Raw genomic sequence first — 13044 nt, 5'->3', positions numbered from 1 at the left:
ATATTTTGCAATTAATCATAAATCACGGGCGTTAACTGGCTTAGAAACTCTGTTAAATTGTCTGCAAGCTTTTTATGTGGCGCTTTTCCTACCTGCTCTACCCATACCTCACCCGTTTGGTTATCAAGCGATAAAATAAAGTCGTCTTGATCGGTAAGTGCAAAAAATATGGTCACGTCTTGTTTAAGCTTACGCTTCATTAGCACATGGCCAATAATGTTCTCTTGTAGACGAGCAAAGTCGGCTTCGCTCCAAGGAAATAATAAGGTCAAGTTGCCGTCATCACAGCTTAGGTCGAAACTTTCGCTATAAAGTGTCGTGAAATAAGTTTTGATATCGGGGTGTAATGACAATTCAAGCGCCTGCTCAACATTATCAAAAGACAATGGACTTTCTATGCCTTCGGCACTTGTAGGCTGCCAAAAATTTGCATCAGCTGAGTATTCTCCTGCCAAACAAGGAGATGGCCATTCTTCGTCTTTTTCGATAACTGGCAAATGACCATGTTTGTCTTGAAAGGCCGACACAAAACTTGATGCTAAGGCGTGTAATTGTCTGCTTAATTCATTGTCTGGGCGTGTCATCTTGGTCAAAATCCTAGTAAAATAGCGCCATTAGTTCGTTAACATTTCAATTTTATTAAGCAGTTCATGGCAAAGTATCAAAACAGTGGCCTATTAGAAGGTTTAACGTTAGGAAAAGCAACAGATTATAGCGACCAGTATGATCCAAGCTTGCTGCAAGGAGTGCCACGTAGTTTAAATCGCGACGATTTAGACATAGACCAAAGTAACTTACCGTTTTTTGGTGAAGATATCTGGTATGGCTACGAAGTTTCTTGGCTGAATGCTAAAGGTAAGCCAGTCGTTGCGGTTGCAGAATTCCACTTTCCTTGTTCAAGCGATAACTTAATCGAATCTAAGTCGTTCAAATTGTATCTAAATAGCTTCAATCAAACGCGTTTTGATAGCCAAGCGCAAGTGCTTGAGCATATGACCAATGACTTATCGAAAGTGGCAGGTGCTCATGCCACCGTGCGTTTATTTCCTGTCGATAACTGCCCACCGCTAGCAATCGCAGCGACAAAGGCCACTTGTATTGATGAGTTAGATGTCGAGATTGATCAATACCAATATCAGCCAACACTGTTAGCTGATGCGACAGGCAAGGGTAAAAAACAAGTGACCGAGCAGCTGGTTAGTCACTTGTTAAAATCGAATTGTCTAATCACCAACCAGCCAGATTGGGCCAGTGTTTACATTAGCTATACGGGCAATGAAATTGATAAAGAAAAACTACTGAAATATCTCATCTCATTTCGCGATCACAATGAGTTTCACGAACAGTGTGTAGAGCGCATCTACTGTGATATCCAGCAGTTTTGTAACCCTAAGTATTTAACAGTTTTTGCTCGCTATACCCGTCGAGGTGGCTTAGATATTAACCCTTATCGCAGTTCGCTGCCGTCAAACGCGCCGAGCTCACGCTCGCTAAGACAATAGCGTCCATTTAAATACAATTTCAATTGGTATTAAAAAAGCACCCTAAGGTGCTTTTTTGTTTGTTCAACGTTTAATCCCAATTGAATTAACGCTATTTTTCAGGAAATGCTAAGCCTGTCCACGCTTGATAGAAGGCTTTTTGTGCTTCGCTCGCGTCAGCCATAGGTTGCACTTTTAGCTTACCTGCTGGTAGCTCGCCAAGTTTAACTGTTTTGGTGACAAGCTGATCACGACGGAAGAAAGTAAACGTCACTTTTTGCTTTGGCTTAAAGTTGCTTAAGCGTTTAGTTAGGTCTTTATCTTTCATGCGCAAGCCATCAACCGCAACAATAATGTCGTCGGTTGTTAAGCCGGCGCGCCATGCAGGGCTACCTTTTTCAACACTGGTAATTTTCAAGCCATTAGTATCGGCTTTCGTAGCAATACCTGACCACGCCTTAGTTTTATCCGTTTTACCATAGCTGATCTCTAAGCCGGCTTTGGCCAGTAACTTGTCGAAGCTTGGCTTGGCATGGCCGTCGATATTTTCTGCCCACCACGCTTGATAATCTTCACCAGTCACGCGTTTGAGAATGTTGCGAACGTCTTGGTCGTTAAAGGTTTTAGGAATACTAAACTCTTTGTATAAAATGTCGTGAACATTGCGGTAACTCTGTTTTAAGCCCGTTTTTTCTAGAATGTCGAAGTCCAACATCCAAGACACCAAGAAACCTTCTGAGTAAATATTCACACTATGGTTTTTGTGGTAATCACCGCCTTCGCTGATCCACTTATCGAAGCTTGCCTCAGCCACTGATTGACTGTCACGACCCGGCTTTCTTAAATAGCTATTAATGCGACGAGCAAGGTGATCCAGCCATTCTTTGCTAGTCATAATATCACCGCGCATTAGCAATTGATTTTGCAAGTAGCTGGTTGAACCTTCAGATAACCACAGTAAGTTAGAGTAGTTTTCACCTTGATAATCGTACGGCACTAGCCCTTCTGGGCGATATTGCTTCACATTCCACGTATGAACAAACTCATGTGCGGCAGTACCTAAAAAGCTAAGGTAATCTTTGCGCTCAGCAAAGGTATAGCGATCACGCTGAATAATCGTTGAGTTAATATGCTCAGTAGCACCACGCGCACCACTTGTGGCGTGAACCATAAACACATAACGATCGAATGGGAAGTCAGACCAAATGGTATCACCTTGGCTAACGATTTTTTCCAAATCCTCAACCATTTGCTCAGCATCGTAATTACCTTTACCCCAAATCACGAGCTCGTAATCGCGCCCATCAACATCGAACTTATAAAAATCATTAATGCCAGTTTCAATCGGCGAGTCAATCAGCAAATCGTAATCCGCGGCAATAAACTGGTGTTTGTTACGGCCTTTTTTCAAACCTGACACACTGCGCCACTTTTTCGGTACTTTCAGTTGAATCACGTGTTTGTCGTCGCGGCTTTCATCGGTGTACATCACAACACCGGAGGCATCTAAAAACGCGTGGCTGTCGTCAACGTGACGTGTGCGGTAACCCAGTTGATTGGCATACACTTGGTAACTCACATCAACGCCGTCGCTTAAGTCACCGGAAATACGCCAAGTATCTTTGTCTATTTTCTGCCAAGTAAGGTCGCTATCTTTTACGTTGAATTCACGAATACCATTGGCAAGGTTTAAAATTTCATAACGCCCTGTGCGCCAGGTTGGCAGTTTTAGGTCAATTGACGCCTGTGTTGAAGCAGGTAACGCCATTTTAACTTTGGCGTAATGGTGTTCAGCTTTTGATAAATCAATGTTGACCTTAACATCGGCCAATGCAGATTGAGAAAAGGCGCAGGTCAAAAATAAAGCAATTGGTGACAAACGCTTAGTAATTTTGTTCATAATCAAACTATATTCTTAAAATAAGATGTTAAATAAATGTGTCGAATCATTCGATGGCGTAAGTTTACCTGCTTTGCGAATGATTACCATGTTAGTGCGCTTGAAAATTCGGGGCTTGGTCGAAAAATCTTAAATTTTTACAAAATCTCAGTGGGACAAATAGTTTTATTAACCGTTCTTATATACAGTGATATTATAAATTGAACTATTATAGTGAAAGTAACTGCTGTCGAAATTCATCAGGCTATAACGTAATTTTCAAACTCATTTTCAGGTACGAGCAATTTTATTGCTAACCAACATATTGAAAGCCCATTTTATTCAGGAAATCATTTACCCATGAGTGAAACGTCTGTTTTTCAGAGTCAACTTCGCCAACTCAAAGCCAAACTTGATGCCTCTATTCAAGCGCGTTCAACGCTAGAAGAAGACTTTAATAAACGTTCAACCTTGTTAACCGACTTTTTGGTTAAATTGTCGCGTTTGTGTAAAGGACAAGATCTTGAATTAGACAACCGTATGGCAAAGCTACGCGCCATGCTAAAAAAGAGTGCGCCGCTAGCAGATGTTGAAAAAGAACTCGCAAACGTTTCTAAGCTGTTAAACAAACAAGCCAGTAAAAACGAGCTTAATATTCGCGACTTACACCAAAAGTTCCACGGCGCTGGTACGACACTGCAAAAAGCGAAAGGTCTGCCACCGCAGTCAAGACGCAGTTTAAGAAGCTTACTAACCGAAAACTCAGACACCAAAGACACAGTTATTCAATATGTCCCGCAGTTAAGCGAACTGCTCTCAATCTATGGCGAAGTGCTGGCGGCAAAAGACAGCATTCAAGTAAGCGGACAAGCTCATGCTGCAATGCAATCTAGTGCGGCGTTGGGAGCAAATCAATCGAATAGTAACCAGCCAGAGGCCGCTAAAAGTGCCAAGGGCTTTATTGAGCGTATTACCTCAATTCTAAGCAACATTAAGTTATCTGAGCAGCTGCAACAAAAGCTGAATCACTTAAAGGATGAGCTAGGAAATACACAGCATATCGATGATACCTTGCTCAACAACATAGTGGCAGTGCTAAATCTTGTAGCTGAAGATATGGAACAAGAGCGTAAAACGGCTAAAACCTTTTTATCAACGCTCTCTGGTGCATTATCCAAAGTGCAGCGCGCGGTTAAATCTACCCTGTCAAACTCTCAAGGGCACCGCAGTGAACAAGAAAGTATTAATGAATCACTTAACAGCCAGTTAGGTGATATCGCTGAGATGATCGAATCTGCGCCAAGTCTCACTGAGGCCAAAGCCGAGCTGATGACAAAATTTGAAACCATCACACAAACAATTGAGCAAAAAAATAGCTTAGAACTTGGCTATTTTGAACAGCTAGAGCAACAGCTTTTAGCCATGCGCACCAAAGTCAGTGAATTGGAAAAACAAAGCAAACACTTTGAACAACGCATGCTAGAGCAACAACGCATTAGCCTGCAAGATGCACTGACTAAGCTAAATAATCGCGCCGCTTTTGACGAGTACTTTGCTAAGCAAATGGTGCGCTTCAATCACCAACAGTTTGAGCTCGCAGTCGCGGTTATAGATTTAGATGACTTTAAACAAATTAATGACACCTATGGCCACACTGCCGGTGATAAAACCTTGCAAGTCATTGCTGCTACCTTGACCAAAGCGCTAACTAAGAATGTCTTTATTGCTCGCTATGGCGGTGAAGAGTTTGTTTTAGTATTTAACGAGCTAAGTGAAAAGGAAGTGATGGCTGCACTGGAAAACTTCCGTAAAACGATTGCTAAACTGCCATTTAAATTCAGAAATAACAAAGTCAATATCACCACCTCGATTGGTGTTACTCACATTAAGCATGGTGACAATATTCACCTTGCCTTCGAACGCGCCGATGAGGCGTTATATCAAGCAAAACATCAAGGTAAAAACCGAATAATCTACGCACAATAAGTAAACAGGCGCTAGCTGCTATTGGCTTATCGCCATGGCACTAGTGGGATCGTCATTGCTTTTCAATGACCAATTGAATAAGGGGATCAGGATGAAAACTTTAATTAACCCTGTTGGCAACATGAATTTATTGTCACAAATAGAGATTGATCAATTACAAGAATCTGCAGAAAGTAAGCTTTTTCAGCTGTACCGTAATTGCTCATTAGCGGTATTAAATGTAGGTAGCCATACCGATGATGCAGAGGAAATTTACCAGCAATTTCTAGACTTTCACATCAATGTATTGCGCATTGAACGCGGTGTGAAATTAGAGCTAACCAACCCGCCACAAGATGCCTTTGTCGATAACAAAATTATCCGTGGTATTCGCGAGCACTTATCTGCCGTTTTGCGTGACATTCTATTTATCAATGATAAATACGACGGACTGTGCGATAACCTTAGCTGCGAAAGTGAAAAAACTACGCACATTGTTTTTGATATATTGCGCAACGCCAATGCCATTTTACCTGAGTCTGTGCCCGGTTTAATTACCTGCTGGGGCGGTCACTCAATCAACACAACCGAATACAAATACACCAAAGAAGTTGGCTATCAACTTGGCCTACGGGGCTTTAATATTTGTACAGGTTGCGGCCCTGGCGCCATGAAAGGGCCAATGAAAGGCGCGACGATCGGTCATGCCAAACAGCGCAACCTTACCGGCCGCTATTTAGGGCTAACCGAGCCTAGTATCATTGCAGCTGAGCCGCCAAACCCTATTGTTAATGAACTGATTATTATGCCGGATATCGAAAAGCGGTTAGAGGCCTTTGTTCGTTTATCGCATGGCATTATCATCTTTCCTGGCGGAGCTGGGACTGCTGAGGAATTTCTTTATATTCTTGGCATTATGCTCAACGAGAAAAACAAAGAGCAACACTTACCTATTATTTTAACGGGCCCGAAAGAAAGTGAAGCGTATTTCCAAGAGATTGACAAATTTGTCGTTGCCACGCTTGGCGAGCAAGTGCGTAAGCATTATCGAATTATTGTTGATGATGCGCCAAGTGTTGCCCGCGCGTTAAGCGAAGAAGTGGAGCAAGTGCTCGCCTATCGCAAAGCCAAAGGTGATGCCTTTCACTTCAATTGGTCATTAGAAATTGATCAGGAATTTCAACAACCATTTGAACCAACCCATGAGAACATGGCAAACTTAATGGTAAAAACAGATATGGATACCGCTGCTTTAGCCGCCAACTTGCGCCGAATTTTCTCCGGTATTGTGGCTGGCAATGTCAAAGCCAACGGTATTAAGGCCATTAGGGAACATGGCCCGTTTGTAATTTCTGGGGAAGAGAAAATTATGTCGTTAATGGATAAATTGCTAGATTCATTTGTAAAACAGCAGCGTATGAAACTGCCGGGTAGTGAATACATTCCTTGCTATCGCGTTGCACAAGACGCTGATGCTGCGTCAACCATTCAGGGTCAGCCTGCATGACAGCACATGTCGTACTAATTGATGCGCTTAATTTAATTAGGCGCATTTATGCTGTTCAAGAGCGACCATTCCTGCTCAACAATGAGTTATCGGAAAACACTAAACAGCAAGTGCTTCACAACACAGCGCAAGCTTCGGCGACCGCTGTTGCCAATATTTTGGAATTTTTAACCCCTACTCATGGGGTTGCCGTATTCGACAGCGAGCAGCCCTGTTGGCGTTATCAGCTGTACCCCGACTACAAAAAAGGCCGCAAAAAAATGCCTGAGCATTTAGCAGCCAAATTAAGTGACATTCAAGATGCCTTGTTAAGCAAAGGTATTGATTCTATTGAGCCCGAAGAAGACGAAGCAGACGATGTGATTGCCACTTTGGCGATCAAAGTGGCACTGCGAAACCAAAAAGTCACCATAGTTTCAACCGATAAGTGCTTTTTATCGCTAATTAATGAAAACATTCAAGTTTACGACTACTTTAACCGCCGCTTCTTAGACGATAACTATATCGAACAAAAATTCAGTGTAAAATCGAATCAACTGATTGATTTATGGGCGCTAACAGGTGACAGCACCAATAAAATTCCTGGTGTCGCTGGCATTGGCCAAATTACCGCTGCGGAGTTAATCAAAGACTATGGTTCGGTCAATGCTATTCTAGCGGCAGATAAAATAAAATCTTCGGTTAAGCAAAAGCTAGATCAAGGGAAGGACATGCTCAAACTGAGTCATCAACTGCTCACTTTAAAGCAAAATATTCCTCTAGGTTTTAACCTCAAAGACATTCGGCTAATGACAATTTAGTAAGAATTGGTTGGCCTATAAAAATTGTTGCAAATCATCAACAAGCTATTTAAAACTTGCCAATAACTCGCTATGCTAAGGGTCAGCTACAATAAATATTAAGGTTAGTAAGTAGCGGCCATAGTGGTGGATTTAAGTGGCCGAGTTCAGTGGCATAGTTTACTAATCAAAATTCCAGCAAATTCTTCTAGGGTTATGAGTAAAAAAGTTATCTTCCGTATTTTATTGGCATTAGCAGCTTACGGCATTTTTGTGTTGTTAGTGGTCAATTTTTATAACGACGACCCCGCCAATATGAAATGGGAAGATCGCGAAGCGTTCAACCGTCAATACATTTCTAAGCTACAGCTCGATAACTTTACCTTTGAACAAGCGCTTGAAAATTTAGGCAGCCCAGATATCACTGAAGCGAAAAAAGTGGATAACGTGAATTATCAAGTGATGTTCTACCGCACTCAACACGTTAAATCAGATGGCATTACCACCCAAGAAGAGTGTACACCACTCCTGTTTAGCAATGGCTTACTAACTGCCATTGGCAATGTCGCTTACGAGCAGTTTAAATCGCTTTAAGCTGCTCAATTGCAACGGCCAATTTGTTTACCTGCTGAATTTTCCGTAATAAAACTCCCTCATATAAAATTTGCCCACGTAAAACTCACCCCGTAAGTTTTCATACTAGCTTACAGCCTTAAGCCGTGGTATAAAGGCGCGCTTTTTTTCACATAGCCTAACTAAATACTTACTTTAGCGCACCAAGCGCACGTTTATTTCTTGCCAATTTGATGCTGGAACTAACGATTAGGCTATGCTTTGAAAATACTTCTGACAAATCTTTAAAGGTACAATAAATGGCTAAGCAAACTATCACAGTAATTCCTGGCGACGGTATCGGTCCTGATATTATCGACGCAACGATCAAAGTATTAGACAAAGCAGGTTGTGATTTTGAATATGAATACGCTGATGCAGGCCTAGTAGCACTAGAAAAGCACGGTGAATTAGTTCCAGAAGAGACTTTAGAGCTAATTAAAAAGAACAAAATCACGCTTAAAGGCCCATTAACAACACCTGTAGGCGAAGGCTTTACGTCAATCAACGTAACATTACGTAAGCAGTTCCAGCTTTACGCAAACATGCGCCCAGTAATTTCGTTCAAAGGCACTAAAGCTCGCTACGAAAACATCGACATTATTACCGTTCGTGAAAACACTCAGGGTATGTACTCTGGCTTAGGCCAAAACGTTTCTGATTGTGGTGAAACAGCAGAAGCAATGAGCCAAATCACTCGTGAAGGTGCTGAGCGCATTGTTGAATTCGCTTATGAAACTGCACGCAAAGAAGGCCGTAAAAAAGTAACAGCGGTTCACAAAGCTAACATCCTTAAATCAACGTCTGGCTTATTCTTAAAGGTTGCTCGTGAAGTTGGTGAGCGTTACCCAGATATCGAATCTGCAGAAATGATCGTTGATAACTGCTGTATGCAGTTAGTAATGAACCCAGAGCAGTTCGACGTTATCGTTACTACTAACCTTTTCGGTGACATTTTATCTGACTTATGTGCAGGTTTAGTTGGTGGTTTAGGTATGGCCCCTGGCGCTAACATCGGTGACGACTGTGCAATCTTTGAAGCGGTTCACGGCAGTGCACCAGATATCGCTGGTAAAAACCTAGCTAACCCTACTTCAGTTATTCTTGCTGCTATCCAAATGCTTGAGTACTTAGAAATGGGTGACAAAGCACAAGCTATTCGCAACGCAATTACTGAAGTTATCGAATCAGGCGACCGTACAACTCGCGACTTAGGCGGTTCTCACGGTACAACTGACTTCACTGACGCAGTACTAGAGCGTTTATAATTAACACTTGTTTGTTAGTTATAGCTTGTGCGCTTTAGCTTATATAACTAGTTAAAGCACAAAAAAACCGACTTAATTGTCGGTTTTTTTATCTCTGTATTCAGGCCTATTACGTAGCCTGAAACACTGTTAGTGTTTAGCCCAATAAACTTAGCGCGCTAGTGGTGCTGGCGATAATAAACGAGCGTGTACGGTAATTTCTTCACGATCGTAATATAAATGCTTTGCGTACATCTCATACCTAACATCGTGCTCAGCAAATCGGTCTTTGATCATTTGCAGGTCTTTTTGCACTTGCTGATAACGCCCTTTCATTGGCAACTTAAGGTTGAACATCGCTTCTTTACAAAAGCCATGTATTAACCAGTCAGTCATTAGGTAAGCAACGCGATGTGGCTTTTCCACCATATCACACACTAACCAATACACATTTTGCTTGGCGGGTTTAAATTTAAAGCCATCAATTTGATAATGCTTAACTTGCCCTGTTTCCATTAAAGATTCAGCCATTGGACCATTATCGACAGCTGACACCATCATACCACGACGCACTAGTTGGTATGTCCAACCACCCGGTGCAGCGCCCAAATCAACCGCATTTAAGCCTGAGGTTAAACGTGATTCCCAATCTTTTTTCGGAACAAAGTATAAAAACGCTTCATCGAGTTTTAAAGTTGAGCGACTTGGTGCTTGTGACGGGAATTTTAAGCGTGGAATACCCATTACATGCTGTGAGGTATTAGTGCCTAATGAAAAGCCCAAGATCACTTCTTTGCCAGATAAGAACAAGGCGTGAAGTACGGCACCGTCATCATCCCCTTGCTCAGTAAGAATTTTTTGCTTTCTTAACGCTTGGCGCAGTGGCACAGCTAATTTACGGCAGAACTTAGTTAGCGCTTTACCATCATTAGTGTCCGGTGTTTCCATCCGAAGGTCGGCATATTGCCAGTCGCTACCTAGCGCTTCAACAATGGCTTCAACGCGGTTGTAATCAGGCAGTTCAATTTTTTCCGTTAAGGTAACAAACCACTGACGGGTGAAAATCAAACGCTTCAATGGCAGCTTTTCCATTAAGGTTTCGCCGTCTTCTTCGTTATGCAGATGGAAAAATACTAGGCCTTGCTTTTTAACTATTTCCAAATAGCCGTAAATTTCGTTCCATGCCGCTTTTTCCTGAATTTCCGCGCCACACTCTTTTTCAAAGCCCGGACGGCAATATAATACAATGGAGGTTTTCATTTATTACGACCTATTTTAATTCTTCAATACGCTGGCTTTTTGCTGCACCCGTAACACCATAAATAGCGATACACAGCCATGCCAGCGCTAAACTCACGCCACCAAAAGGCGCCATTTGGCCAAGCTCAGGCATCATTAGTAAGGTTTTAAAGTATAGGCTACCGCTAAAACCCCAGATACCTGCTACCATCAGCCAGCTACTTGTTGCTAATAATCTCGACTGAGCTTGCTGACGCCAAATCACCAGCCGCCAAATCACCAACCCTAGCAGCGCTAAGGTATGTAAAATATGGTATTGGTGAGCTGTTTCCAATCGGGTTATCACCTCTGGCGATAAATGCCCGCCAGCGTGGGCGAGCCAAGCGCCGAATAATACGCAAAAACACCCACTAACGCCAATAAAAACCGCTAAAACGCGATGTTGCCAAGTAAACATTAAATGTGGTCTCCATTTTTAGGTATTAGCCAATTGGCGAAGCCTAACTGATTGGCTTGTGCTTAAGACGAAATAACGCTATCAATATATTCACTAATCGCATTAGCTGCCGTTTGGATATGCTCAGCGTGAGTAAAGCCTGATTTTACTCGCGGCTTTAAATCGTGATCCCCATCTTCGAGAAAAGTAATTTGGCATTGAGCTGGTAAGTGATAACTTTCAATTGCTTGCTCGTCACCAAGCTTGTCGCGACTGCCCTGCACTATCAGTATCGAGTTGTCTTTATGGCGCTCAGTTAGCGGCGCCAGACGAGTTTTCTCAGGCTTACCGATGGGATAAAACGGATAGCCGAGACAAAATGTGCCTGCAATTTCTCGATTTAGCTGTATATCTTCTTTTAACTCGCCAGCTAGTGTTTCGCTGGTGATGGTTGCCGCAACGCGACTACCCATAGATTTACCGCCAATAAACAAGGGGGTTTCTGCCAATTCAGTGGCATTAAAGTCAGTGAAGTACTCGCTCAACTGATTGATGATATTAAGAAAACAAGGCAATAACTTTGGCATGCGATCCGGTGGGCGCCTTTTACCATCCGCCAAGCGTTTATCCATATAAGGAAAGTTAAAACGCAATACCGAAATTTTATGCGCAACCAAGCGCTCACTAACCTTTGCCATAAACTCATGGCTTTTATCGGCGCCAGCACCATGGGCAAAAATCACAATGGCTTTTGGGCTTGCTGCCTGCTCAATAATCACTGATGTTTGTTCAACACCCGTTATTTCAGGGGTAGTTACATGAGAGGTATTCACTTCCGAGGTACTAATTAGTTTTGACAACTTTTTCTCGCTTTTGCTTTCGCTTCTGGTCTTGCTTAACTTGTTATTTGATTGAACAACTTACAACAGTTGTCCATCTTCAATTTGGTCTTGCTCTTCTTCCACGGTTTCTAATACCCAATCGCGAAACGCAGAGATTTTACCGACATCCGCCTGATGTTCACGACAAACAATGTAGTAGGCATTATTACTGACCAATACATCGTTAAATGGCGTAACCAAACGACCGGAGTCAATATCGGGCTTGGCTAGCACACTATGGGCTAACGCCACCCCCTGACCGTGAATTGCCGCCTGTAATACCATCGAAGAGTGACTAAATATCGGCCCATGATTCACATTCACCCCTTTTACCCCCACTTCCTTAAACCAGCGCTTCCAATCACGACGGGAAGTATCGTGCAATAAGTTGTGTTGGGCTAAATCGTTTACGGTAAATAGCGGTTTTTTACCATTGACCAGTAGCGGCGAGCAGACAGGGATCAAATATTCTGTATGAAGCTTTTCCGCAAGCACATTCGTCCAACGGCCACGACCATAATAAATCGCAACATCGACATCTTCCGTTAATGAGTTATCTGGTTGGTCTACCGCTTTAATTCGTACATCAATATCAGGATGCAAAATATTAAACGCATTTAAACGCGGTACCAGCCATTGAATGGCAAAACTCGGCTGCAAACTTACCGTGATCGCACCTTTAGCGCCGCGGGCAAGTAGCTTTTCTGTGGCGTCATGCAAGGCTGTAAAAATATCTTTGATATCGAGAAAGTACGCTTGCCCTTCTTCGGTCAACAGCAAAGCACGGTTTTTACGCATAAAGAGCTTAATACCAAGATGCTCTTCCAATGATTTTATTTGATGACTAATCGCCGCTTGTGTAACAAAAAGCTCTTCTGCCGCACGGGTAAAACTTAGGTGCCTGGCAGCTGCTTCGAAGGCGCGAAGTGCGTTTAAAGGAGGTAAACGAGAGGCCAAAATGAATTCGCTTCAAAGTGAAAGACTATAGCCTGAGATTATGACAAACAAATGAAAAATC

The 13044-nt window shown here is 42.5% G+C and carries 12 protein-coding genes; 6 read left to right on the top strand and 6 right to left on the bottom strand.

Annotated features, from left to right (window positions below; genetic code table 11):
* Window positions 1-11: 11 nt before the first annotated feature.
* Window positions 12-584 (bottom strand): SecY-interacting protein, encoded by a 573-nt coding sequence (syd, locus tag DXX92_RS07525; protein WP_115999895.1) that lies wholly within the window; start codon window positions 582-584, stop codon window positions 12-14.
* Between the two features lie 66 nt (window positions 585-650).
* On the opposite strand from syd, the gene queF reads away from it, so the two are divergent.
* A complete protein-coding gene (queF, locus tag DXX92_RS07520) occupies window positions 651-1502 on the top strand; it encodes an NADPH-dependent 7-cyano-7-deazaguanine reductase QueF (RefSeq protein WP_115999894.1) in 852 nt (283 codons plus the stop codon).
* A 91-nt stretch (window positions 1503-1593) separates the two neighbouring features.
* Here queF and DXX92_RS07515 read toward each other — a convergent pair whose 3' ends face one another.
* A complete protein-coding gene (locus DXX92_RS07515; RefSeq protein ID WP_115999893.1) occupies window positions 1594-3381 on the bottom strand; it encodes a M61 family metallopeptidase in 1788 nt (595 codons plus the stop codon).
* 339 nt (window positions 3382-3720) lie between these two features.
* On the opposite strand from DXX92_RS07515, the gene DXX92_RS07510 reads away from it, so the two are divergent.
* The 5 genes from DXX92_RS07510 to DXX92_RS07490 all read left to right on the top strand — a co-directional run bounded on the left by DXX92_RS07510 (window position 3721) and on the right by DXX92_RS07490 (window position 9491).
* Window positions 3721-5346 (top strand): GGDEF domain-containing protein, encoded by a 1626-nt coding sequence (locus DXX92_RS07510; protein ID WP_115999892.1) that lies wholly within the window; start codon window positions 3721-3723, stop codon window positions 5344-5346.
* A 91-nt stretch (window positions 5347-5437) separates the two neighbouring features.
* The gene (ppnN, locus tag DXX92_RS07505) at window positions 5438-6832 is read left to right on the top strand and encodes a nucleotide 5'-monophosphate nucleosidase PpnN (RefSeq protein WP_115999891.1); all 1395 of its coding nucleotides are present in this window, start codon (window positions 5438-5440) and stop codon (window positions 6830-6832) included.
* Window positions 6829-7632, top strand: a complete 804-nt coding sequence (gene xni, locus DXX92_RS07500) for a flap endonuclease Xni (RefSeq protein ID WP_115999890.1) — start codon at window positions 6829-6831, stop codon at window positions 7630-7632. Before ppnN ends, xni begins: the two co-directional genes overlap by 4 nt.
* 195 nt (window positions 7633-7827) lie before the next feature.
* Window positions 7828-8205 (top strand): DUF3192 domain-containing protein, encoded by a 378-nt coding sequence (locus DXX92_RS07495; RefSeq protein ID WP_115999889.1) that lies wholly within the window; start codon window positions 7828-7830, stop codon window positions 8203-8205.
* Between the two features lie 278 nt (window positions 8206-8483).
* On the top strand, window positions 8484-9491 hold the full coding sequence (locus tag DXX92_RS07490; RefSeq protein ID WP_115999888.1) for an isocitrate dehydrogenase: 1008 nt from the start codon (window positions 8484-8486) through the stop codon (window positions 9489-9491).
* Between the two features lie 150 nt (window positions 9492-9641).
* Here DXX92_RS07490 and rlmM read toward each other — a convergent pair whose 3' ends face one another.
* From rlmM to DXX92_RS07470, 4 genes are all read right to left on the bottom strand, one after another.
* Entirely contained in the window at window positions 9642-10730 is a 1089-nt protein-coding gene (rlmM, locus tag DXX92_RS07485; protein ID WP_115999887.1) for a 23S rRNA (cytidine(2498)-2'-O)-methyltransferase RlmM, read from the bottom strand.
* Window positions 10731-10740: 10 nt separating this feature from the next.
* Window positions 10741-11166 carry a DUF423 domain-containing protein gene (locus tag DXX92_RS07480; RefSeq protein WP_115999886.1) on the bottom strand — a complete coding sequence of 142 codons (426 nt, stop codon included), beginning with the start codon at window positions 11164-11166 and terminating at the stop codon, window positions 10741-10743.
* 62 nt (window positions 11167-11228) lie between these two features.
* Window positions 11229-12005 carry an alpha/beta family hydrolase gene (locus DXX92_RS07475; protein WP_245961423.1) on the bottom strand — a complete coding sequence of 259 codons (777 nt, stop codon included), beginning with the start codon at window positions 12003-12005 and terminating at the stop codon, window positions 11229-11231.
* Window positions 12006-12065: 60 nt separating this feature from the next.
* Complete coding sequence (locus DXX92_RS07470) at window positions 12066-12983, bottom strand: transcriptional regulator GcvA (RefSeq protein ID WP_115999885.1); 918 nt, start codon at window positions 12981-12983, stop codon at window positions 12066-12068.
* Between the last annotated feature and the right edge of the window lie 61 nt (window positions 12984-13044).

This window comes from Thalassotalea euphylliae (assembly GCF_003390395.1).
GTDB lineage: Bacteria > Pseudomonadota > Gammaproteobacteria > Enterobacterales > Alteromonadaceae > Thalassotalea_F > Thalassotalea_F euphylliae_C.
Note: the sequence above shows the minus strand (reverse complement) of the source record. Positions and strands in the feature narration are given on the sequence as shown.

What these genes read in the sequence shown, in the direction of transcription:
- ppnN (WP_115999891.1), top strand. Translation starts at nt 5,438, where the DNA reads ATGAAAACTTTAATTAACCCTGTTGGCAACATGAATTTATTGTCACAA.
- DXX92_RS07490 (WP_115999888.1), top strand. Translation starts at nt 8,484, where the DNA reads ATGGCTAAGCAAACTATCACAGTAATTCCTGGCGACGGTATCGGTCCT.
- DXX92_RS07515 (WP_115999893.1), bottom strand. Translation starts at nt 3,381, where the DNA reads ATGAACAAAATTACTAAGCGTTTGTCACCAATTGCTTTATTTTTGACC.
- queF (WP_115999894.1), top strand. Translation starts at nt 651, where the DNA reads ATGGCAAAGTATCAAAACAGTGGCCTATTAGAAGGTTTAACGTTAGGA.
- DXX92_RS07510 (WP_115999892.1), top strand. Translation starts at nt 3,721, where the DNA reads ATGAGTGAAACGTCTGTTTTTCAGAGTCAACTTCGCCAACTCAAAGCC.
- DXX92_RS07495 (WP_115999889.1), top strand. Translation starts at nt 7,828, where the DNA reads ATGAGTAAAAAAGTTATCTTCCGTATTTTATTGGCATTAGCAGCTTAC.
- xni (WP_115999890.1), top strand. Translation starts at nt 6,829, where the DNA reads ATGACAGCACATGTCGTACTAATTGATGCGCTTAATTTAATTAGGCGC.
- syd (WP_115999895.1), bottom strand. Translation starts at nt 584, where the DNA reads ATGACACGCCCAGACAATGAATTAAGCAGACAATTACACGCCTTAGCA.
- rlmM (WP_115999887.1), bottom strand. Translation starts at nt 10,730, where the DNA reads ATGAAAACCTCCATTGTATTATATTGCCGTCCGGGCTTTGAAAAAGAG.
- DXX92_RS07480 (WP_115999886.1), bottom strand. Translation starts at nt 11,166, where the DNA reads ATGTTTACTTGGCAACATCGCGTTTTAGCGGTTTTTATTGGCGTTAGT.